Below are 22,530 nucleotides of genomic sequence, written 5' to 3'. Positions count from 1 at the left end.
AAATGTTATTTTAAATCTTTACCATTAATTTAGAAAAAATCGAAGCGCCTTTATTAGGTTTGTTTCTCCTATATTTTATGAAGGCGTATTTTAAAAAATACATTTTAAATTTCAAGGTACCCGGAGGAACATCTAGAGGAATCCTCCGAACAAAAGAAACTTGGTTTTTGCGGATTGATGATGGCGATAGATTTGGTATAGGGGAGTGTAATCTATTTAAAGGTCTAAGCTTCGATGATGTAGAGGATTACGAAAAAGTTCTCGAAGACACATGTAACCGTATAGATTTGGGTTTGGATAGCCTGTACCGAGGTTTATGTAAGTTCCCCAGTATCCAATTTGGCATAGAACAAGCTTTTATGTCGTTAAAAGCTAAAAATCCCTTTATATTGTTTCCCTCTAATTTTACTAGTTCTGAAGATAGAATTAAGATTAATGGCCTTATATGGATGGGACATATAGATTATATGAGGCAACAAATAGAAGCTAAAATTAATAATGGTTTTGATTGTATCAAATTAAAAATAGGGGCACTTAATTTTGAAGAAGAATGCGAATTACTCGCTGAAATTCGAAAGAGCTACCCTGCAACTAAGATAGAAATTCGGGTAGATGCTAATGGTGCATTTTTAGTAGAAGAGGCACAGAAAAAATTAGATAAATTAGCTTCCTATGAAATTCATTCAATAGAGCAGCCAATAAAACCAGGGAACATAGAACAAATGAAAAGGCTGTGCAAAAGCAGCCCTATTCCGATTGCTTTGGATGAAGAATTAATAGGGATTAGAAGCAGGATAAAGAAGCGAGAACTGTTAGAGACAATAAAACCTCAATACATTATTCTAAAGCCAAGCCTTATTGGGGGTTATCGTGGTGCCGAAGAATGGATTAATTTGGCTAAAGAACAAGAAATTGGTTGGTGGGTAACTAGTGCTTTAGAGAGTAACATAGGTCTTAATGCCATTGCACAATGGACTTATAACTTGAAAAGTACTTTGCCACAAGGTCTTGGAACAGGACAATTGTTTACAAATAATGTTTCTTCCCCTTTAGTAATTAAGGGGGGGCATTTGGTCTACAGCGAAAACGAAAAATGGGATTTTAACAAAATAGAAGTATGTATATAGAACAGGGATATAAGGGATTACACGAATTTTGGCGATATGTTTTGGGAACATTAATCATTTTTATAGGTTGGCAATTTATTGGAGCAATTCCTCTATCCGTAGTCTTGTTAGGTAAAGCATTTAAATCTGGAGAGATGCCCACGGATATGGGTAGTCTTTCTGATCTGCTTGGCTCTAATCTCTTTTTGTTTTTGGTCTTGCTTACTTTTGCCGTAGGCTTCCTATCCGTTTATCTCACGGTACGTTATTTACATAAGCAACCTTTTTTATCCCTTATCACTATTCGCGGTAAAATGGACTGGCAACGAATACTTTTTTCATTTACTTTGGTGGCTATTTTGTCTATTACCTTTATCGGATTGGATGTTTACTTAACCCCTGAAGATTACGTACTTAATTTTGAATTAGGACCTTTTTTGATATTATTGGTTATTGCCGTGCTACTAATTCCGGTTCAGACGAGTTTTGAAGAGGTCTTTATGAGAGGATATCTTATGCAAGGTCTGGGAATAGCCTGCAAAAATAGGTGGGTGCCGCTAATAAGTACTTCATTTTTATTCGGGATACTGCACATTTTTAATCCTGAAGTTGCCAAGCTAGGATATGGAATAATGGTGTTCTATATGGGTACAGGGCTGTTTTTAGGCATTTTAACACTAATGGATGACGGTCTGGAGCTCGCACTTGGATTTCATGCTGCAAACAACTTAACGGCCGCCATTTTGGTTACCGCTGAATGGACTGCTTTTCAAACACATTCCATATACAAAGATATCGCTGAACCTACTTTGGGGTGGGATGTCTTTGTACCGGTACTTGTGGTTTATCCTATATTACTCGTTATAATGTCTAAAAAATACGGCTGGTCTAATTGGAAAGAACGACTAACAGGTGCGGTTGTGACTCCAATAGAACCTATGGAAGCAGAAATAAAAATAGAAGAAAATGTCGATTAAGATCCATCCTGGTTTCAAAATTAATGGTTTTTCTTCAGGGGAAGAAGATTTAAAGGAGATTGCCTATAGTCTGATAAAAGAAGGAAATAAAGAGGAAGGTATTATTGGAGATTTCTTGTTAGATTGGTTGTCTGAAGAACAATCTATTAGGGTTTCTACTTCTGGTTCTACAGGAAAGCCTAAGCTGCTTGATGTTGAGAAAGAGCATATGATAAATTCTGCTTTAGCCACCTCCGAGTTTTTAGGCCTGGAAGCAGGGGATAGGGCTTTATTATGCCTCTCCGCAGATTATATAGCGGGTAAAATGATGTTAGTGCGTTCCATGACTGTTGGCCTTGATTTAGACATAGTTTCTCCGTCCAAAGATCCATTAGAATTTGTAGATAAAACATACGATTTTTCTGCCATGGTACCCTTACAAGCCATGGCAAGTCTTTCTAAGTTAACGCAAATAAAGAAGTTATTAATTGGTGGAGCACCAATAAATTCGGGTCTGAAAGAAGCCATAAGCAATACTGGTATACAAAACTGTTTCGAGACCTATGGCATGACAGAGACTATTAGTCATATTGCTTTAAAACAAGTCTCTAATTCAAATAAATCCGAATCTCCTAGGCCATTTGTTTTGTTACCACACATTTCTATTCGCACAGATGAAAGAAATTGTCTCATTATTAATGCTCCAACGCTATCCAAAGAAACCATTATAACAAATGATGTGGTTGAACTAGTATCTGAAAAAGAATTTTATTGGCTGGGCCGATATGATAATCTGATAAATTCCGGTGGTGTTAAGCTGCTTCCTGAGCAAATTGAAGCAAAACTCGCGTCTGTTTTGGAAAAACCATTTTTTATTAGCTCATTACCCGATGAAGCTTTAGGAGAAAAGGTTATTTTAGTCATAGAAGGTAAAGAAGACGATGCCTGTAATGAGTCTATGGCAAGGGCTCAGCTGGATAGATATGAACAACCAAAAGAAATTGTTTTTCTCACGTATTTTAAAAGAAGTAATAACGGTAAAATTCTGCGTCAGGAATCGTTAGATGTCTTTTTAAATTCCAATAACTAAATCTCTGTTTTATAGGTTTTAATTGTAAAGTAGGTCGTTGAAAAGAAGTTAATGTTATTCAATACCAGGGGGTTAATTATAAATATCCTCTAATAGTTTTCTCCGAACTAAAACCTTAGTATATTTCCCATAATTTAAGCTATTAAAAACATATCCCTATGAAACTTATTTACACATTTTTCGTTGTTTTAAGCTGTTTTAGCGGTTGGTCTCAACAAATATTGCCAATTAGCGAAAGAGCAAAAGTAATAGATGAAATACTGGCGGAGAGGTTTAATGTTCTGTTGCCTCAGTTGATGGATGCAACCGATATTGATATGTGGGTGCTAATCTCTCGTGAGTACAATGAAGACCCGGTTCTTAGAACCATGCTTCCTGCTACTTGGTTGAACGCCAGAAGAAGGACGATATTGGTTTTTTTTAGAGATAGAAATAAGAATACCATTGAAAAACTTGCAGTAGCCAGATATGACGTTGGTGAGAATATAAGTTCTTCCTGGGATAAAGAAAAAGAACCAAATCAATGGAACAGGTTATTAGAAATAATCGAAGAGCGATCCCCGAACAAAATAGGTCTTAATTTTTCTAAAGATCATAATATAGCCGACGGGTTAGACAAAACCGACTACGATGAATTTATGACCAGTCTGCCAAAGCAATATAAGTCTAAAGTAGTTTCAGCTGAGCGACTTGCAGTTCGATGGATTGAAACCCGGACGAAACGAGAGATGATTATTTACAATCAATTGGTTTCCATTACTCACAATATTATAAACGAGGCCTTCTCAGAAAATGTAATTACTCCCGGAATTACTACCACCACAGAAGTAGAGTGGTGGATGAGGCAAAAGGTGACCGACTTAGGCTTAAAGACTTGGTTCCACCCCACTGTAGATGTACAACGATCTAATAATGAATTAGTTGATCATTTGTACTCTTTTTCGGGACGACCGGACGACATGGTAATTATGCCAGGAGACCTTTTGCATTGCGACTTTGGTATTACTTATTTAAGGCTAAATACAGATTGTCAGGAATTGGCTTATGTGCTAAAGCCAGAAGAGACTGAAGCGCCAGATTTCTTAATCAATGCATTAAAAGATGGTAATCGGGTACAAGACTATTTAACTAAGAACATGATAAAGGGAAGAACTGGTAATGAAATTCTTAGTATAGCCTTAGATGAGGCAAAGGCTAATGGATTAAAGCCTGCTATTTACACGCATCCTTTAGGCTCTTACGGACACTCCGCAGGAACTACAATTGGGATGTGGGATTCTCAGGGAGGTGTGATGAAAGATGACGGTGAGAATTATCCACTTAATCCAAATACGGTTTATGCAATCGAATTAAATACCACAGTAAACATTCCAGAATGGAATAGAGAAATTAGAATAATGCTAGAAGAGGCTGGTTTCTTTGGAGAGAATGGGTTCCGCTATGTAAATGGCAGACAAACAAAACTTCTTTTACTCCCACGAGTTCAAGATTATCAAGGCAATTAGACTTGTAAAACACCCATATTAAAGGATTTTTCTATTGGTGCATTATTCGCTGCCTCAATTCCCATAGAAACCCATTTACGGGTTTCTGTAGGTTCTATTACCGCGTCTGTCCAGATTCTTGCAGCAGCATAATAGGGGGATATTTGCTTATCATATCGTTTTTTAATTTCTCCATAGAGTTCTTTTTCTTTCTCACTTGATATAGCTTCACCCTTTTTTTTGAGAGATGCTTTTTCAATTTGTAAAAGAACTTTGGCCGCAGAATTTCCGCTCATGACGGCTAATTCAGCAGACGGCCATGCCATAATTAGTCGAGGATCATAGGCTTTACCACACATTGCATAGTTACCCGCGCCATAGCTATTTCCAATGATAATGGTAAATTTTGGAACTACAGAATTGCTTACCGCATTTACCATTTTTGCACCATCTTTAATAATACCCCCATGTTCACTTTTACTACCTACCATAAAACCTGTGACATCCTGTAGGAATATCAGAGGTATTTTCTTTTGGTTACAATTGGCAATAAAACGGGTAGCCTTATCTGCAGATTCAGAGTAAATTACTCCTCCAAAGCGCATTTCCCCTTTTTTTGTTTTCACCACTTTTCTCTGGTTAGCAACAATGCCAACTGCCCAACCGTCAATTCTTGCATAGCCCGTAAGTATAGATTTTCCATATCCTTCCTTGTATTGTTGAAATTCTGATTTATCCACTAAGCGCTTAATAATTTCTAACATGTCGTATTGCTCGGATCTGGAATAAGGAAGCAAGCCATATATATCCTCGTCATTCTCTTTGGGTTTTATTGGTTTTGTCCTATTAAATCCGGCTTTTGAACTCTCCCCGATTTTATCTATAATATTGCCTATTATTGTCAGAGCATCCTTGTCGTCTAGCGCTTTGTAATCCGTTACTCCGCTGATCTCACAATGGGTAGTTGCACCCCCTAAAGTTTCATTATCTATGGTCTCTCCGATTGCGGCTTTTACTAAATAACTTCCTGCTAAAAATATACTTGCAGTTTTATCTACAATCAGAGCTTCATCACTCATAATTGGGAGATAAGCACCTCCCGCGACACAACTTCCCATGACCGCCGCAATTTGAGTTATACCCATACTACTCATAACAGCATTATTACGAAAAATACGCCCAAAATGTTCTTTATCTGGAAATATTTCATCTTGCATTGGTAGAAACACTCCCGCACTATCTACCAAATAAATAATAGGAATTTTATTTTCAATTGCAATTTCTTGGGCCCTTAAATTCTTTTTGGCTGTAATAGGAAACCAGGCTCCAGCTTTTACGGTGGCGTCATTTGCTACCACAATACACAGTTTACCTTTGATATGTCCCAATTTAACTACAACCCCTCCAGAAGGACATCCTCCGTACTCTTTATACATATCCTCTCCTGCAAATGCACCTATTTCTATAGCTTTGCTATCGTTGTCTAGTAAAAAAGCAATTCTTTCTCTGGCCGATAATTTCCCGAGCTCATGTTGTTTGTCTATTCTACTTTGTCCGCCACCCAGTTTAACTTTTGCAAGTTTCTTCCTCAGTTCAGACACCATGAGCTTGTTTCTATCTTCGTTCTTATTAAAGCTAATATCCATAAGAATTATCGTTTCTTTATCTGTGCTTAAAGATAAGGAGTAATATTGATTAACTTTAACAAAAAAAACAACCGTATTATATGGACAAAAAGATTGGATGGGGAATTATTGGTTTGGGAAATATTGCACAGAAATTTGCAGATTGTTTGACGCTGGTCCCAGAAGCGGATTTAATAGCCGTAGCTTCACGAAATTATACAAATGCCGAGGAATTTAGTAATAAAAATGGCTCCAAATATCACTTTGGGTCTTATGAGGAGCTTTTTGCCTGTGACGAGGTCGATGTAATTTACATAGCAACGCCGCATACCTCTCATGAGAACTGGAGTATCCAGGCAATGAATGCAGGAAAAAGTGTGTTATGCGAAAAGCCCCTTGGCGTGAATAAGATGGAAGTTGAAAATATGGTTTCAGCAGCGCGAAAGAATAATGTTTTTTTGATGGAAGCACTTTGGAGTAGGTTTAACCCCTCTATAGCCGAAGTTAAAAGCAAGGTGGATGCTGGTCTTTTAGGAGATATTAGATATTTGCACGCCGATTTTGCATTTTATGCCTTGGACCGTCCAACAGAAGGCAGGTTGTTAAATCCTGATTTAGCTGGGGGTTCACTTTTGGATATTGGAATTTACCCCATATTTCTCGCTTACCTAATGTTAGGTAAACCAGAATCTATAAAATCTGCCGCGAAATTTTATAAAACCGGAGTAGAAATTCAAGTCTCCCTTCTTTTTGAATACCCCGGAGCGATGGCTGTTTTATACAGTGGTTTAAATTCATCATCAGAGATGAAAGCAGAAATTTCAGGTTCCAAAGGAAGCATCTATTTAAATCCTAGATGGCATGAGGCTGCAGCTTATACTCAAGAGATAAATGGACACTCCGAGACTCATGCTTTACCAATGAAAGGAAAAGGGTATGAGTATGAAATTATGGAAGTAAATAAATGCCTAAGGGAAGGAAGAAAAGAAAGTAGCTTATGGTCATTGAGTAATAGTCTAGATTTAATTACTATTATGGATGAGATTAGGAGTCAAAACCAGATAAAATTTCCTTTTGAAAGTTAAAGTTTAGCAAGAAGCTAGGAAGATTTCCTCTAGATTTACGATATTTGGAATTAACCAACCAAATTAATTATTGATCATGGGAATGAATAAAAATACAGTCCTTGCCTGGGCTACCTTTATAATGATATTTGTAGGACTTGCTCTTATTGCTTTAGGGGCTTTTCGTTATGACGATGTTGCAGGATGGGGATTTGCTTCGGTGGGTATCGGCTTTTTTGCTATAGCATGGGTGTTTAATGCCTTGAAAGGAAGAGTCTGACGCCCCTTTTATTACTTTTCTAATTTGTTTTTTCTAATTTTTTCACTTCAAATAAATTTTAAGTCATGTCTGACGATAAAAAAATAATTTTCTCCATGTCTGGGGTCAGTAAGACCTACAAAAATGCAAATACTCCTGTTCTGAAAAATATATATTTGAGTTTTTTTTACGGAGCAAAGATTGGTATACTGGGATTGAATGGATCAGGAAAATCAACACTTTTGAGAATAATTGCCGGGACGGACAAAAATTATCAGGGTGATGTTGTCTTTTCTCCTGGATATAAGGTGGGATATCTGGAGCAAGAACCTGTTTTAGATGAAAGTAAAACGGTTTTAGAAATTGTGAAAGAAGGAGTAGCCGAGACCGTAGCCATTTTAGATGAATACAACAAGATTAATGATATGTTTGGTCTGCCGGAAGTTTATGAAAATGCCGATAAGATGCAAAAGCTGATGGACCAGCAAGCCAAGCTACAAGACCAAATTGATGCCTCGAATGCCTGGGAATTAGACACTAAATTAGAAATAGCTATGGATGCCCTGCGCACACCAGAAGGGGATATGAAAGTAGGTGTTCTCTCCGGGGGTGAGAAACGACGCGTTGCACTGTGTAGACTATTATTACAAGAGCCGGATATTTTATTATTAGATGAACCTACTAACCATTTGGACGCAGAATCAGTTCATTGGTTAGAACATCATTTGGCACAGTATAAGGGTACGGTTATTGCCGTTACACACGACCGGTATTTTCTGGATAATGTTGCAGGCTGGATCTTGGAGCTCGACAGGGGTGAAGGAATTCCATGGAAAGGAAATTATAGCAGCTGGTTAGATCAGAAAACTAAACGTTTGGCTCAGGAAAGTAAACAAGCATCTAAAAGACAGAAAACACTTGAACGAGAACTAGAATGGGTAAGGCAAGGCGCTAAAGGACGGCAAGTAAAACAAAAGGCTCGTCTAAAAAATTATGACAAATTATTAAGTCAGGATCAGAAACAACTCGACGAGAAGTTAGAGATATACATTCCCAATGGGCCTCGTTTAGGCACTAATGTTATCGAAGCGATAGGAGTAAGTAAAGCTTATGGAGATAAGTTGCTCTACGATGATCTAAATTTTAAGCTGCCCCAGGCTGGAATTGTAGGAATTATAGGTCCCAATGGAGCCGGGAAGACAACTATTTTTAGAATGATTATGAAGGAAGAGGTTCCGGATAAGGGTGAGTTTGTTGTCGGGGAAACAGCTAAAATTGCCTACGTGGATCAAAGTCACAGTAAAATGGATATGGATAGAACCATATGGGAAAATTTTAGTGAGGGTCAGGAATTGGTAATGATGGGAGGCAGGCAAGTAAATTCAAGGGCTTATTTGAGTAGATTTAATTTTTCTGGTAGCGAACAAAACAAAAAACTTAGTATGCTGTCTGGAGGAGAGAGAAACAGACTGCATCTGGCTATGACTTTAAAGGAAGAAGGTAATGTTCTTTTACTGGATGAACCTACCAACGATTTAGACGTAAATACGCTTAGAGCTCTGGAAGAGGGATTGGAAAATTTCGCTGGATGTGCCGTAGTAATTTCACACGACAGGTGGTTTTTAGATAGAATATGTACACATATACTTGCTTTTGAAGGAGATTCTCAGGTTTACTTTTTTGAAGGCTCATTTTCTGATTACGAAGAAAATAAGAAAAAGCGCCTAGGCGGTGATCTTCTTCCTAAGAGAATTAAGTATAAGAAACTTATTCGATAACCGACCTTCTTTTAAATTAGTAATCTTCATTTGGATACCAATCCAAGCGGACAACTTCAATTTCAGGATTTCCAGCACTGACTAAGGCTTCAAATTTATCAACATCACTTACATCTGGCCGTCCTCTGTAATGGTATGGGTATACCTTAACAGGTTTGAATTCCAATACGGCATTGGCAGCACTTTCAACAGTCATTGTATACGGTAAATTCATACAAATAAATGCTTTGTCAATATTTTTTAAGGCCCTCATTTCAGGAATATCCTCTGTGTCTCCTGAAAAGTAAAACCTTTCATTATTAATGTTCAGAACATATCCATTTCCTCTTCCCTTTTCATGGAAAGACTTTGCTTCTTCTCTTAGATTATACATGGGAATTGCCTCAATAGTAATCCCGTTTCTTTCTTTCTGTTCTCCATTGTTAAGTACGTCAATTTGTGCTGCAAAGCTTGCTGGGATTTTATCAGCAACAGCCTGCGGACATATTATTTTGGCTTTTTTGGTTTCCAAAGCTTCTAAAGTTTCCACGCTTAAATGGTCTCCATGAATATCTGTAATCAAAATTAAATCGGGCTCTTTTTGCCCCTCAAATGCGCTTGAGCCCCCAACAGGGTCTACATAGATGATTAAATCCTTAACTTCTAAGACGGCAGTCGCATGTCCTATAGGAATTATGTTTACTTCGGCCAATGCATCCTGGCGATTAGTATTCTCTTCTACAGCAATTGCAGCGGATTCTTCTGCCACTTTCTTGTTGTTCGATTTATTATCTGTTTTACAGCTGACAAATAAAACAGTTAATAATAGTATTAATGCATTGCTTTTTCTGAACATATCCTTGTCTTATTTATTTTGATTAAAGTTAAGTTATAAATATTAATTTAAATAGAGCTCCATTTTAATATTACTGCGCTCGTATGGAGTGAAAGGTTCTAATGGGACCTCCACAAAACCTATTTTTTTGTATATATGAATGGCAGAGCTTAATTTGGAATGGGAGTAAAGAATAAGTTTTATAACTTTATTCTTCCTGCAATGCAATATTGCATGGTCTAAAAGTTGCTGCCCAATCATTTGTCCCTGGTAATTCGGATCTACTGCCATCTTACCCAATTCAAAAATAGTTTCACTAATTTTTATTAAAGCAAAACATCCCACTATAGTTTCATTAATTGCCCCAAAAAAAATATAACCGCCCTTATCAATAATCTCCTTCTTACTGTCTTCTAATAGCATTTTATCTTTTGGTTCTACCTTAAAATAGCGTTCTAGCCATTGTAAATTTAAATCCCTAAAATGCTCTGCTAACTCCTCATTATACGGAACTATATTTATCATAAGTAATTGATTATAAGATGTATAAATTGACTTTAGTTTTAGTTTATCAAGATACATAAATGAATTTTTTTAACATAAAAAATCTAAAACAGATGTTTCACCGTATATAGTCTAAACAAACAAATACTTTTAGAAAAAAGTTAACTAATAAATACATTATGACTGAGACAAAAAACAATAACAACGGATTAAAGGTTATAGCGGGCCTATTAGGGGTAGTACTTTTAGCCACTATTATCTACACCTACAGTCTTTATCAGGATAAGAAAAAGACTACTCTTGCTTTAACAGAAGAGAGAGACAATGTTGTTGAAGACTTAAACAGTTTAAAGTCAGAATATGACAAGGCTATTTTGGAAAGTAATGCTACAAATGAAGAACTAGTTGAAGCTAGAGACAGAATTGCAAAATACATTGATTCTGTGAAAACTATGAAATCTGACATCGCTTCACTTTCACGTTACAGAAGACAAGTTGGTGTTCTTAAAGAAGAAAGAGAGCAGTTACTACGTCAGGTAGATTCTTTAACTAAGTCGAATACTCTAATTGCTATGCAGAGAGATAGTACTTTTGTTGAGTTAGAAAAGCAGACGGTATTCAGTGATTCTTTAGTAGTTCAAAATACACAATTGGCAGACGCAGTAGAAAGAGGATCTGCGTTAAACCTTTCTTCTTTTACAGTTGATGCCGTTAAAGAGAGAAATAATGGTAAGTTGGTTTCTACATCTAGAGCCAAAAGCACGGATAAATTTAAAATTTGCTTTACAGTTGCTGATAATGTAATTGCGGAAGCTGGGGATCGTGAGTTTTTAATTGAAGTTTTGGATCCACAAGGGAACATTCTTGGTGGTGGAGCAACTAAGTCTAGTGAAGACGGTGCTTCTGTATCTTACAGCAAAGGAACGGATTTCTACTATGAGAATAATAATTTAGATGTTTGTGACTTTATAAACAAACCCGCAAGTGACTTCCAAAAAGGAAATTATATGGTAAACGTTTATGACGACAAACTTAAATTGTTAGGAACTTCTAAGTTCACTTTAAAATAATAAACACTATCTATTAACTAAAAAAGGGACCGTTTTCTAACTGGTCCCTTTTTTTATTTCCATTAAAGTCTGGCAGATTGCTTAAGTACTATTTAAGACTACCAACCATTTCTTCAGGTTTTACCCAATTGTCATAATCTTCAGCACTTACGTAGCCTAAATTTATTGCTTCTTCTTTTAAAGTAGTACCGTTCTTATGAGCCGTATTAGCTATTTCTGCGGCCTTGTAATATCCAATTTTGGTGTTTAGAGCTGTTACTAACATCAACGAATTATTCAATAGTTCCTTGATAACGCCATAATTTGGTTCAATACCCACGGCACAGTTTTTAGTAAAACTCACCGCAGCCTGTCCTAATAATTCTGCAGACTGTAATAGATTAGAAGCCATTACAGGTTTAAATACATTTAATTCATAATGTCCCTGTGTCCCACCAACCGTTACGGCAACATCATTTCCCATGACCTGTGCGCAAACCATAGTTAATGCCTCACATTGTGTTGGATTTACTTTACCTGGCATGATAGAACTTCCAGGTTCATTGGCCGGGATAATTATTTCTCCTATTCCAGATCTGGGGCCTGAGGCCATCATTCGGATATCATTTGCAATCTTGTTTAAAGAAACTGCCAGTTGTTTTAGGGCACCATGTGTTTCCACCAAAGCATCGTGAGCCGCAAGGGCTTCAAATTTATTAGGAGCCGTCTTAAAAGGGAGCTTGGTGAAATCTGCAATATATTTAGCTACCAGCACGTCATAACCATTTGGAGTATTAAGTCCTGTGCCCACTGCTGTGCCTCCCAATGCAAGTTCTCCTAAATGCTCTAGGGTATTTTGAAGTGCTTTCAGGCCGTGGTCTAATTGTGCAACGTATCCAGAAAACTCTTGTCCTAAGGTTAATGGTGTTGCGTCCATGAGATGTGTACGTCCTATTTTAACCACATTTTTAAAGGTTTTGGATTTTCCTTTTAAACAGTCTCTTAATTCTTCTATCCCGGGTATAGTTACTTCTACTATTTTTTTATAAACCGCAATATGCATGCCAGTAGGAAAGGTGTCATTTGAAGACTGAGATTTGTTTACATCATCGTTGGGTTGAATTGTTTTTTCACCTTCTCCAATAACCTTACCACTTATTTCATGCGCTCTATTGGCAATTACCTCATTTACATTCATATTACTTTGGGTGCCAGAGCCGGTTTGCCAAATTACAAGAGGAAACTGATCATCAAGTTTACCCTCGAGTATTTCATCACAAACTTGCGCAATTAAGTCCCTCTTAGCTTCACTTAATACCCCTAGTTCACAGTTAGTAAAGGCCGCAGCTTTTTTTAAATAAGCAAAGCCATAAATAATGTCTAATGGCATGGACGCTTCGGGGCCTATTTTGAAGTTATTGCGGGAACGTTCCGTTTGAGCTCCCCAATATTTGTCGGAAGGAACTTTTACTTCCCCCATGGTGTCTTTTTCTATTCTAAAGCTCATTTCACTAAAATTTAAGTAGTAACAAAGGTACTATATGAGGACCTATTTTGGTGTATGAACTATATTTTTTATGGCCCTGAAATTTTTTTTTAATTTGGTTTGTTTTAATACCCAAAATCAAACTATCTTTGCGTATCAAAGCATGCAACTATGTTCGAATTTGACCAGTATTTAGGTTTTTTAGCATTTTTAACCATTATTACCATAGGGTTTTGGTTAATGATTTTTTTATTAGCCTTTGTAGTTCCCTATTGGTTAGGAGGTAACCTTCTTGAAATATGGAAAGAAAAGCGTGAAGCTAAAAAGGCAGAGAGAGAACAGTTATAATCTATTTCCCTAAGTTTTTTACACGCAGAACCTTTTAGTATTTATAGGTGTAAGCAAGCTTATCTAATTTTCCTTGAGGTAATTTTGTAATAAAGATGTTTTCAGCGCAAGGGCGACTTTAAGATCTGGGAAGACTGTCGTATTGGTGAAGATGCGGTATTAGAATTACACTTTAACTAACACTAGGCTATATAACTATTGAACTCACGAATTTTTAGCCTTTTACTTCTTCTTCCTTCTTTTTGGATTTTTTCTCCTTTTTTTTCTTTTTCTTCTTTAACTTATTATAACCTTCTTTTCGAAGCTCAAGCATTTTATTGTATTTCTCTTCAGGGAGACCAGCTTTAAGTTCTGCTTCCTGATTTTCTTTAATTTGTTTGTGCTTTTCTAAGGTTTGTTCCGCGGGAAGTTCCAATATTTTAAGTTCAATCCGTTGTTGCATATACTTAGTAAGGATAGAAGAAACAACTGCTTGTTCAAAGTCATTTAATTCAAGAGCTTCAGTTATCTTTGGCATTTCATTGTTAACAATTTCTTCGGCAGTGAGCTTCTCTGGCTCTCTTTCTGGCTCTACCGGACCTCTCGGAACCGTACTGGGACCTCTTCCATAACCGCCATTGTAACGGTTATTGTACATGTTGTTATTAATTTGGGCCTGAATTTCACTAAATCCAGTAATGATTAAGATCATCACTAGTAAATAATTACAGATTCCACCTTTCATAGTATTAGGAAATTACAAATATATAGTATGGACTATGGATAAATTTTATGTTTATTCTTGAGTCCTTTATGCAAAAATACGATTCTTCTAGGAATATTTATATTTAGTTTACCGAAGACGCTCAATTGAGGAAATCTTGAATTATTTCTGTGGGCCTTCCTATGATGGCCTTATTCCCATTAATTATTATCGGTCTCTCAATTAATTTAGGATACTCGGACATGGCCTCGATAATTTTCTCATCGCTTAAATCTTTGCCTTTAAAAAGTTCTTTCCAGACTACTTCGTTTTTCCGGATCAATTCGATTGGTTTAATCTTTAGGGCAGTAAGAATTCCTTGTAAGTCTTTTGTAGATGGTATGGTTTTAAGATATTCTATTACCTCATAATCTTGTCCCGAACTTTTCACTACAGCTAGTCCTTCTCTAGATTTTCTGCATCTCGGGTTATGGTATATTTGAATCATAGTATTGATGTTATTTTTATTCAATTTTTTCAATAGGCTATTCTTGCTGCCCGGCAGCCATGAGATAAGCTTTTAAAAAATTATCTATATCTCCATCCATTACTGCATCGACATTGCCAGTTTCTTCAGCCGTTCGTACATCTTTAACTAGTTTGTATGGATGCATTACATAATTTCTTATTTGAGACCCCCATTCAATTTTCATTTTAGAGGCCTCAATTTCATTGCGAGCTTCTTGTTTTTTTCGTAGCTCTATTTCGTATAATTGAGATTTAAGCATTTTCATTGCAGTAGCCCTATTATCATGCTGGGACCTGGAATCAGAACAGGAAATTTGTATGCCTGTAGGTTTATGAACTAGTTGGACCTTAGTTTCAACCTTATTGACGTTTTGTCCGCCAGCACCACTAGACCTAGAAGTTGTAATTTCAATATCGGCAGGATTCACATCGATTTCTATACTATCGTCGGCCAAGGGATACACATAGACGGAAGCAAAAGAAGTATGACGTTTGGCATTGCTGTCGAAAGGAGAAATTCTTACCAAGCGATGAACGCCATTCTCTCCTTTTAACCATCCAAAAGCATATTCTCCTGCAATTTCTAGAGTGACAGTTTTTATGCCCGCAACATCTCCTTCTTGGTAATTGAGTTCCTTTATTTTATAACTATTCTTCTCGGCCCACATCATATACATACGCATAAGCATAGCCGCCCAGTCACAGCTTTCTGTACCTCCTGCACCTGCTGTTATTTGCAATATCGCAGTCATGTCATCTCCTTCCTCAGAGAGCATGTTACGAAATTCAAGATTTTCAATTAAATCTAATAGATTATTGTAGTTTTCCTGGACCTCCTCCTCAGGAACTTCACCTTCCTTGGCAAATTCCATTAGTACTTCTAAATCGTTTGATTTTTCAAATGCCGCATTATAGTCCGAGACCCATTTTTTTTTGGACTGCACTAACTTCATCTGTTCCTGGGCCTCTTGTGGGTTGTCCCAGAATCCTGGGGCCATGGTTTTTTCTTCTTCGTTTTCTATCTCAATAAGTTTGGCATCAATGTCAAAGATACCTCCTTAACGCACCAAGGCGATCTATAAGATCTTTGTATTGATCTGTAGTAAGCATAAATAAAATTTTTGGGTAAAAATACTAATCTTTAAACGTTGACAAAGGTCTTTTTTTGATTTTAGTGCACGTTAATTGTGTTTTAATATACCTTATTGTTTGAAGAGATAACTGTAAAATAATACTGATGATAAAAAATCTAGTCATCAGGTTTTTTTGGTAAATAGGATTTTAATTATAAATGAAAACGAATTTAGAAAGTATTAAACTAATTTACATAAATTTAGACCTTGATATAAAACTATGAAAAACATCTACTTATTACTTTGTTCCATTGTGTTTATGAACGGGCTTCAGGCGCAATTCGATGAAAATAATACGAGCTTTAAAAAGAATTCAGGCCTATTTAATTATTATCATGACCAGCAAACGGATAAAGTCTATTTAGAGGTTACCGAATTAGATAAACCCTTTTTGTATGTAAATTCCTTAAGCAGTGGTATAGGGAGCAATGATATAGGTTTAGACCGCGGACAACTTGGAGAAGAACGTCTTGTATTTTTCAAAAAGGCAGGAACTAAGATCTTGCTGGTACAGCCTAATTTAAAATACCGGGCTATATCAAATAATGCTTTGGAGCGCAAATCGGTAGAACAAGCTTTTGCCAAATCTATCTTGTACGGATTTCCAATTGAGAAAGAAATAGCCGGAAAGTATATAATTGATATTTCTGATTTTCTCATGCAGGATACCAAAGGGGTGGCCAAAGTACTCAAACAAAAAAAACAAGGAACTTTTAAGCTTGATAAATCAAAAAGCGCCCTTAATTTAGAAAGAACAAAAGCATTTCCCAAAAATGTTGAGTTTGATGTATATCTTACCTTTAACGGAGATGCTAAAGGCGAATATATAAAATCTGTTACTCCTAATGCGGATATTGTTACGGTGGCACAGCACCATTCTTTTATTGAATTGCCCCCTGCAGGATATAAAGAAAGAGTATTTGACCCTCGTTGTGGCTCTTATCCCTTTTCCTATTATGATTATGCCACCCCCATCGATGAACCTATCTTAAAACGCTTCGTAACTAGACATAGATTAGAAAAAAAGGACCCAACTGCAGCAATCAGTGAAGCCGTGGAACCCATTGTATATTACTTGGATAATGGCACACCTGAGCCAGTAAGATCCGCTCTTTTGGAGGGAGGTAAATGGTGGAACGAAGCCTTTGAGTCCATCGGTTTTAAAAACGCCTTTCAACTAAAAATGCTGCCAGATGAGGCAGACCCGTTAGATGTGAGATATAATGTAATACAATGGGTGCACCGATCTACTAGAGGCTGGAGTTATGGCGCAAGTATCACAGATCCCAGAACAGGGGAAATTATTAAGGGACATGTAAGTCTTGGCAGTCTGCGGATAAGGCAGGATTTTTTAATAGCACAGGCCCTGTCAGATAAACCTTATCAGGATAAAGATGCAGACGATTCTAAAATGCTTGAGCTTGCCCTAGCTAGGATACGTCAGTTGTCTGCACATGAAATAGGGCATACGCTGGGATTTACGCACAATTTTGCTGCTAGCACAAACAACAGAGCTTCTGTTATGGATTATCCGCATCCAAAGTTAGTAGTAAAAAATGGTAAGATTGATTTTAGTAATGCCTATGATACAGGAATAGGAGACTGGGACAAGGTAACCGTCGCCTACAACTATGCCATTATTCCTAGTGAAGAAGAAGAGGTGGCGTATTTAAATAGAATATTAGAAAATGCAACCAAAAAAGGTCTTAGGTTTATAGGAGATGCCGATGCAAGGGCAGCAGGAGGCGCTCATGCTTTTGGCCATCTTTGGGACAATGGAGACAAAGCATATACCGAACTCCAAGATATATTAGAAGTAAGGGAAGTTGGGATTAAGCAGTTTTCTATTGATAATATTAAAAAGAACGATCCAAATACGCTTTTAGAAGACGTTTTCGTTCCACTCTATTTTTTACATAGGTACCAAACCGAAGCAGCCACAAAACTAATAGGGGGATTAGATTATAATTATACGGTGAAAGGTGATGGACAAAAAGTCGTAGAATATTTACCAAAAGAAGAACAAGAATTAGCTTTAAAACAAGTTTTAAGGACTTTAGATGCCAATATCCTTGGCATTCCAGAAGAAAAACTTTTGCTTTTTCCACCTCGGGCCATAGGTTATTCTAGTACTAGAGAGTCCTTTAAAGGTAGAATAGGAGTAGGTTTTGATGCGCTTGCTGCCGCAGAAACAGCCGCAGATATGACCTTATTTTTCTTATTGCATCCACAGAGAGCTTCACGTCTGGTACAGCAAAAAAGTCTGGATTCAGGACAGCTAGGTTTACAAGAAGTTTTGGATCAGGTAGTACTAAATACAATTAATAAGTCATCAAAAGGAACTTATTTGAGGGAAATACAGCAAACCATAAACTTTAGAGTCTTGTACCATATCATGAATCTTTCGGTCAGTCCGGATGTGCATCCCCAAGTAAATGGCATCGCCTTCAATGCTTTGGATACTATTAAAAGGACCATTGCTTCAAAGGACGACGCTATATCGAAAGAAATGCTTCGAAGAATCAATCAATTTAATAAGGAACCAAAAGAATTTAAAGTTATTGAAGCTCAAAAAATTCCTGATGGATCTCCGATAGGTATGGACTGTCCAATTGTTTTTAAGCCATAAAAATGGGGATAAATCTTATAAGTGACACGGTTACAAAACCGACACCAGAAATGTTGAAGGCGATGTTTTCAGCAGAGGTGGGAGATGATGTTTTTAAGCACGACCCTTCTGTAAATGCCTTAGAGGAAAAAGCCGCGGCCATGTTTAAGATGGAAGCTGCCTTGTTTTTTCCCAGTGGAACCATGACCAACCAAACCGCCATTAAACTGCATACGCAAGCAGGGGAACAATTAATCTGTGATAAATATGCTCATGTCTATAATTATGAAGGAGGGGGAGTTAGTTTTAACAGCGGTGTTTCCTGTAAATTAGTGGATGGTGAGAGAGGGATGATGACGGCATTGCAGGTTAAAAAAGCCATTAATCCTCCCGATTTTTATCATAGCCCACTTACATCTCTGGTCTGTATTGAAAATACAACAAATAAAGGGGGAGGAGCGTGTTGGGATTTAAACGACCTAGTAGAAATTAAAGAAGTTTGCACCGAGAACAATTTGTCTTACCACTTAGATGGCGCCCGTTTGTGGAATGCCCTAGTAGCTGGTAATCATTCTCCGGAAGTATTTGGAGAATTATTCGACAGTATTAGTGTTTGCTTAAGTAAAGGTTTGGGATGTCCGGTAGGTTCATTATTGGTTGGGGATAGAGTATTAATTGATAAGGCGCTTCGCATACGAAAAGTATTAGGAGGTGGCATGAGGCAGGCAGGTTATTTGGCAGCGGCCGGAATATATGCGCTCGATAACCATATAGATAGACTCAAAGAAGATCACGGCAAGGCAAAAGAACTGGCTAGCACTTTGGCAGACATGTCCTATGTTAAAAAAGTGGAACCTACAGAGACCAATATTGTTATTTTTGAAATAAGAGAATCAGAAATGACCGATACAGCTTTTATTGAACTAATGGGTAAGAAAAATATTCAACTTATTGGAATGGGTGATGGCAAGTTAAGGATGGTTACACATTTAGACTATACAGAGCAAATGCATTATGAGGTTATTAGAGTGCTAAAATCAATTTAGTTCTTGGTAATTTCAATATGCCTGATTCGATTTTTTAAATTTTTAATACCATTTTCCATTCCAGCTTCAGAATTATAAAGCTGGCTTTTACCCAAAGGGTTTCCTGAGGCATCTTTCACTATAAAAACAAAATTACCCTGATGATCGGTTTTTCGTTCAAAGCGAACTCTTTTTTCTTCAGAAGCTTTCAAAGTGTGAAATGCCTCATACAATACGTTTCTCTCCGGGAATGTAACACTTTCAAACAAAATAGTGCCCTGCTCTGAAAGTAAGCTGAAGCTAAAATAATTACTATCTTGTTTTGTAATTCTAATCATCTAAAACTATAGATTATAAGTGTACATAGAAGTTGGATTGTACTTTAAAAATATCCCGAATACTTATTTGAACATGGAATCTAAACCTGGAATGTTCGGCATACCTTCTTTTGCAACTGCTGCCAATTCTTTTTCGTTAATTTCAGTAGCTTTTTCGATTGCTCTATTTACCGTTAAAACTAAATAATCCTCTAACTTTTCCTTTTCTGATAATAAAGAGTCATCAATTTCAATAGATTTTATGCTTCTATTAGCTGTAATGGTAACGGACACTAGATTATCGGCTGATTTTTCTTGTATACTAACTAGGTTTAGTCGTTCCTTTGTTTCTTCTACCTTTTTCTGTGTTTCTTTCAGCTTTCCCATCATTCCCATGATATCTCCAAACATATTATACTTTTTAAGGGTTCTAATAACAAAATTACTAAATTGCGCCCTTTAAAAATATTTATAATGACATACTTTTTTAAAATAGGTGTCATTTTATTAGCCTTACTCGTTATGACTAATATTTGGCATAATCAAAATAAAAAAATGGATGTTGTTAGCGCCCCAAAGGCCAAAAAACATGCGGTGAACTTAGAGAAGCATGGGGATATTCGTATTGATGAGTATTATTGGTTAAAAGAACGCGAGAATAAGGAAGTACGAAAGTATATAGAAGACGAAAATAAGTACTACCATACACTAAATAATCACACCAAATCCTTTCAGACTGAATTATTTGAAGAAATGAAGGGACGGATAAAGGAAGATGATGAGTCTTTGCCTTATATGCTTAATGGTTATTGGTATATAACGAGATATGAAAAGGGTAAGGAATACCCAATCTATTCCAGAAAAAGAAAAAGTTTAAAGGCAGGTGAAGAAATAATATTTAATTGTAATGAACTCGCTGTTGGTCATGAGTTTTACAATCTAAAAGGTGTTTCTATTAGTCCAAATAATAAATTGGCTGCTTTTGGAACCGATACCATAGGCAGAAGGCAATACCATGTGCAAATAAAAAACCTCGAAACTGGAGAAGTATTTGATGACAAATTAGATGATACTACTGGGGCCTCCGTTTGGGCAAACGATAACAAGACCTTGTTCTATACCAAAAAGGATCCTTTAACTCTAAGGTCAGATAAAATTTATAAACATGTATTAGGGCAACCTAGTATAGAAGATGAGTTGGTATTTCATGAAAAAGACCCTACGTTTAACACCTTTGTATACAAATCAAAATCAAAGAAATATATAATAATAGGTTCATTAAGTACGCTTACATCCGAATTTCAGCTCCTCCATGCAGACAATCCCAAAGGAGAATTTAAACTCTTTTCACCAAGAGAAAGGGGGTTAGAATATTCCATTTATCATTATGGAAACAGTTTTTATATCCTTACTAATAAGGATAAGGCTACAAATTTTAAATTAATGAAGGTTTCTGAGGAACAAACGGCCTCAGAATACTGGGAAGAGTTTATTAGACATAGGAAGGACATTCTATTGGAAGACATTGAGATTTTTAAAGACTTTTATGTCCTGACGGAACGTGATAATGGTTTAAACAAGCTAAAGATTAATAGGTGGGATGGAAGCGAGAGTTATTATATCCCTTTCGATAACGAAACCTATATCGCTTACCCATATGTAAATCCTGATTTTGAAACAGATTCTTTTAGATATGTCTATAATTCTATGCTTGCACCATATTCAATTATTGACTTAAATATGGTCACCAGGAATGCTGTCGTAAAGAAAGAACAAGAAGTACTAGGAGGTAGTTTTAATAAGGATAATTATCAATCAATAAGAATATGGGCCCCCGCCAGAGATGGGAAAAAAGTGCCTATTTCCATAGTCTATCGGAAGGATACACCTTTAGATGGTGACAGCCCTTTATTATTATATGGATATGGATCATATGGCAGTACGTCTGACCCATATTTTTCTACGGTCCGATTGAGCTTATTAGATAGGGGATTCATCTTTGCAATTGCCCATATACGAGGTGGAGAATATCTTGGCCGACACTGGTATGACCAGGGTAAACTTTTGCACAAAAAGAATACTTTCTACGATTTTATTGATTGCTCTAAGTTTCTAATTGAGCAAAATTATACGAGCAGCGATCATTTATATGCCTATGGAGGTTCCGCAGGGGGCTTACTGATGGGAGCGATCGTTAATATGGAACCTAATTTGTATAATGGGGTTATTGCGGCGGTCCCTTTTGTGGATGTTGTTACAACCATGCTAGATGACTCTATACCGCTTACAACTGGTGAATATGACGAATGGGGGGATCCAAATCAAAAAGAATATTACGACTATATGAAGTCTTATTCTCCTTATGATAATGTTAAGTCTCAGGAATATCCACATCTTTTGGTAACTACTGGTTGGCAAGATTCGCAGGTACAGTATTGGGAACCAGCAAAATGGGTGGCCAAATTGCGTACCCATAAAACAGACAATAATAAACTGTTTTTTTACACCAATTTAGAGGCAGGCCATGGAGGAGCGTCAGGACGCTTTGAGGCTTTGAAGGAAACAGCCATGGAATACACCTTTTTGCTGGAATTGGAGAGCAAACTTTCAGAATAAAAAAAAAGTAGTAATTTTGTCCGCAAATCTGATTCTTTTAAAAAAGAATCTACCGCCT

21 protein-coding genes are annotated in these 22,530 nt (G+C 36.8%); 12 read left to right on the top strand and 9 right to left on the bottom strand.

Features of this window, described 5'->3' with window-relative positions; translation table 11 throughout:
- Window positions 1-77 precede the first annotated feature (77 nt).
- The 4 genes from PXG98_RS15320 to PXG98_RS15305 all read left to right on the top strand — a co-directional run bounded on the left by PXG98_RS15320 (window position 78) and on the right by PXG98_RS15305 (window position 4,657).
- The gene (locus PXG98_RS15320; RefSeq protein WP_276392578.1) at window positions 78-1,127 is read left to right on the top strand and encodes an o-succinylbenzoate synthase; all 1,050 of its coding nucleotides are present in this window, start codon (window positions 78-80) and stop codon (window positions 1,125-1,127) included.
- On the top strand, window positions 1,118-2,083 hold the full coding sequence (locus tag PXG98_RS15315; RefSeq protein ID WP_276392576.1) for a CPBP family intramembrane glutamic endopeptidase: 966 nt from the start codon (window positions 1,118-1,120) through the stop codon (window positions 2,081-2,083). Before PXG98_RS15320 ends, PXG98_RS15315 begins: the two co-directional genes overlap by 10 nt.
- Window positions 2,073-3,152 carry an AMP-binding protein gene (locus tag PXG98_RS15310; RefSeq protein ID WP_276392573.1) on the top strand — a complete coding sequence of 360 codons (1,080 nt, stop codon included), beginning with the start codon at window positions 2,073-2,075 and terminating at the stop codon, window positions 3,150-3,152. The genes PXG98_RS15315 and PXG98_RS15310 overlap by 11 nt, the downstream gene beginning before the upstream one ends.
- Window positions 3,153-3,310: 158 nt before the next feature.
- Entirely contained in the window at window positions 3,311-4,657 is a 1,347-nt protein-coding gene (locus tag PXG98_RS15305; RefSeq protein WP_276392570.1) for a M24 family metallopeptidase, read from the top strand.
- Here PXG98_RS15305 and PXG98_RS15300 read toward each other — a convergent pair.
- Entirely contained in the window at window positions 4,654-6,282 is a 1,629-nt protein-coding gene (locus tag PXG98_RS15300; RefSeq protein WP_276392568.1) for an acyl-CoA carboxylase subunit beta, read from the bottom strand. The two genes, PXG98_RS15305 and PXG98_RS15300, sit on opposite strands and share 4 nt — an antisense overlap.
- An 80-nt stretch (window positions 6,283-6,362) precedes the next feature.
- On the opposite strand from PXG98_RS15300, the gene PXG98_RS15295 reads away from it, so the two are divergent.
- From PXG98_RS15295 to ettA, 3 genes are all read left to right on the top strand, one after another.
- A complete protein-coding gene (locus tag PXG98_RS15295) occupies window positions 6,363-7,346 on the top strand; it encodes a Gfo/Idh/MocA family protein (protein WP_276392565.1) in 984 nt (327 codons plus the stop codon).
- Window positions 7,347-7,422: 76 nt separating this feature from the next.
- A complete protein-coding gene (locus tag PXG98_RS15290) occupies window positions 7,423-7,605 on the top strand; it encodes a CAL67264 family membrane protein (RefSeq protein ID WP_276392562.1) in 183 nt (60 codons plus the stop codon).
- Window positions 7,606-7,670: 65 nt separating this feature from the next.
- A complete protein-coding gene (gene ettA / locus PXG98_RS15285; protein ID WP_276392559.1) occupies window positions 7,671-9,362 on the top strand; it encodes an energy-dependent translational throttle protein EttA in 1,692 nt (563 codons plus the stop codon).
- Between the two features lie 16 nt (window positions 9,363-9,378).
- On the opposite strand, the gene PXG98_RS15280 is transcribed toward ettA, so the two are convergent.
- Together PXG98_RS15280 and PXG98_RS15275 are read right to left on the bottom strand one after the other, a co-directional pair.
- A complete protein-coding gene (locus tag PXG98_RS15280; RefSeq protein ID WP_276392557.1) occupies window positions 9,379-10,197 on the bottom strand; it encodes an MBL fold metallo-hydrolase in 819 nt (272 codons plus the stop codon).
- 42 nt (window positions 10,198-10,239) lie between these two features.
- The gene (locus tag PXG98_RS15275; protein WP_276392555.1) at window positions 10,240-10,701 is read right to left on the bottom strand and encodes a GNAT family N-acetyltransferase; all 462 of its coding nucleotides are present in this window, start codon (window positions 10,699-10,701) and stop codon (window positions 10,240-10,242) included.
- A 158-nt stretch (window positions 10,702-10,859) separates the two neighbouring features.
- Here PXG98_RS15275 and PXG98_RS15270 point away from each other — a divergent pair, with 158 nt between their 5' ends.
- Window positions 10,860-11,750, top strand: a complete 891-nt coding sequence (locus PXG98_RS15270; protein ID WP_276392553.1) for a hypothetical protein — start codon at window positions 10,860-10,862, stop codon at window positions 11,748-11,750.
- Between the two features lie 88 nt (window positions 11,751-11,838).
- On the opposite strand, the gene fumC is transcribed toward PXG98_RS15270, so the two are convergent.
- Window positions 11,839-13,236: a class II fumarate hydratase gene (gene fumC, locus PXG98_RS15265; protein ID WP_276392550.1), complete on the bottom strand. Its 1,398-nt coding sequence runs from the start codon at window positions 13,234-13,236 to the stop codon at window positions 11,839-11,841.
- Window positions 13,237-13,386: 150 nt separating this feature from the next.
- Between fumC and PXG98_RS15260 the strand changes: the two genes are divergently transcribed.
- Window positions 13,387-13,563: a hypothetical protein gene (locus tag PXG98_RS15260; RefSeq protein WP_276392547.1), complete on the top strand. Its 177-nt coding sequence runs from the start codon at window positions 13,387-13,389 to the stop codon at window positions 13,561-13,563.
- A 214-nt stretch (window positions 13,564-13,777) separates the two neighbouring features.
- Here the strand turns inward: PXG98_RS15260 and PXG98_RS15255 are convergent, their stop codons facing one another.
- The 3 genes from PXG98_RS15255 to prfB form a co-directional block, all read right to left on the bottom strand.
- Window positions 13,778-14,287 (bottom strand): hypothetical protein, encoded by a 510-nt coding sequence (locus PXG98_RS15255; RefSeq protein ID WP_276392543.1) that lies wholly within the window; start codon window positions 14,285-14,287, stop codon window positions 13,778-13,780.
- A 121-nt stretch (window positions 14,288-14,408) separates the two neighbouring features.
- Window positions 14,409-14,753 (bottom strand): arsenate reductase (glutaredoxin), encoded by a 345-nt coding sequence (gene arsC / locus PXG98_RS15250; protein WP_276392540.1) that lies wholly within the window; start codon window positions 14,751-14,753, stop codon window positions 14,409-14,411.
- 37 nt (window positions 14,754-14,790) lie between these two features.
- Window positions 14,791-15,883, bottom strand: a protein-coding gene (prfB, locus tag PXG98_RS15245) for a peptide chain release factor 2 (protein WP_276392538.1) whose coding sequence is annotated in 2 segments (ribosomal slippage) — window positions 14,791-15,819 and window positions 15,821-15,883 — 1,092 coding nt in all. Because the reading frame shifts where the segments join, the coding sequence is not laid out codon by codon here.
- A gap of 243 nt (window positions 15,884-16,126) precedes the next feature.
- On the opposite strand from prfB, the gene PXG98_RS15240 reads away from it, so the two are divergent.
- Together PXG98_RS15240 and PXG98_RS15235 are read left to right on the top strand one after the other, a co-directional pair.
- On the top strand, window positions 16,127-18,535 hold the full coding sequence (locus PXG98_RS15240) for a zinc-dependent metalloprotease (protein WP_276392535.1): 2,409 nt from the start codon (window positions 16,127-16,129) through the stop codon (window positions 18,533-18,535).
- Between the two features lie 2 nt (window positions 18,536-18,537).
- The gene (locus tag PXG98_RS15235) at window positions 18,538-19,560 is read left to right on the top strand and encodes a threonine aldolase family protein (protein ID WP_276392533.1); all 1,023 of its coding nucleotides are present in this window, start codon (window positions 18,538-18,540) and stop codon (window positions 19,558-19,560) included.
- Here the strand turns inward: PXG98_RS15235 and PXG98_RS15230 are convergent.
- Both PXG98_RS15230 and PXG98_RS15225 read right to left on the bottom strand, forming a co-directional pair.
- Window positions 19,557-19,877 (bottom strand): YegP family protein, encoded by a 321-nt coding sequence (locus PXG98_RS15230; RefSeq protein WP_276392530.1) that lies wholly within the window; start codon window positions 19,875-19,877, stop codon window positions 19,557-19,559. The genes PXG98_RS15235 and PXG98_RS15230 overlap by 4 nt on opposite strands.
- A 63-nt stretch (window positions 19,878-19,940) precedes the next feature.
- Complete coding sequence (locus PXG98_RS15225) at window positions 19,941-20,267, bottom strand: YbaB/EbfC family nucleoid-associated protein (RefSeq protein ID WP_276392527.1); 327 nt, start codon at window positions 20,265-20,267, stop codon at window positions 19,941-19,943.
- Window positions 20,268-20,330: 63 nt separating this feature from the next.
- Here PXG98_RS15225 and PXG98_RS15220 point away from each other — a divergent pair, with 63 nt between their 5' ends.
- Window positions 20,331-22,472 carry a S9 family peptidase gene (locus PXG98_RS15220; RefSeq protein WP_420909572.1) on the top strand — a complete coding sequence of 714 codons (2,142 nt, stop codon included), beginning with the start codon at window positions 20,331-20,333 and terminating at the stop codon, window positions 22,470-22,472.
- The last annotated feature ends 58 nt before the right edge of the window (window positions 22,473-22,530 follow it).

The sequence above is a fragment of the Eudoraea chungangensis genome (genome assembly GCF_029360665.1).
Classification (GTDB): Bacteria; Bacteroidota; Bacteroidia; order Flavobacteriales; family Flavobacteriaceae; genus Eudoraea; species Eudoraea chungangensis.
The sequence above is the reverse complement of the archived record's forward strand: the minus strand, read 5'-3'. Positions and strand labels throughout refer to the sequence as shown.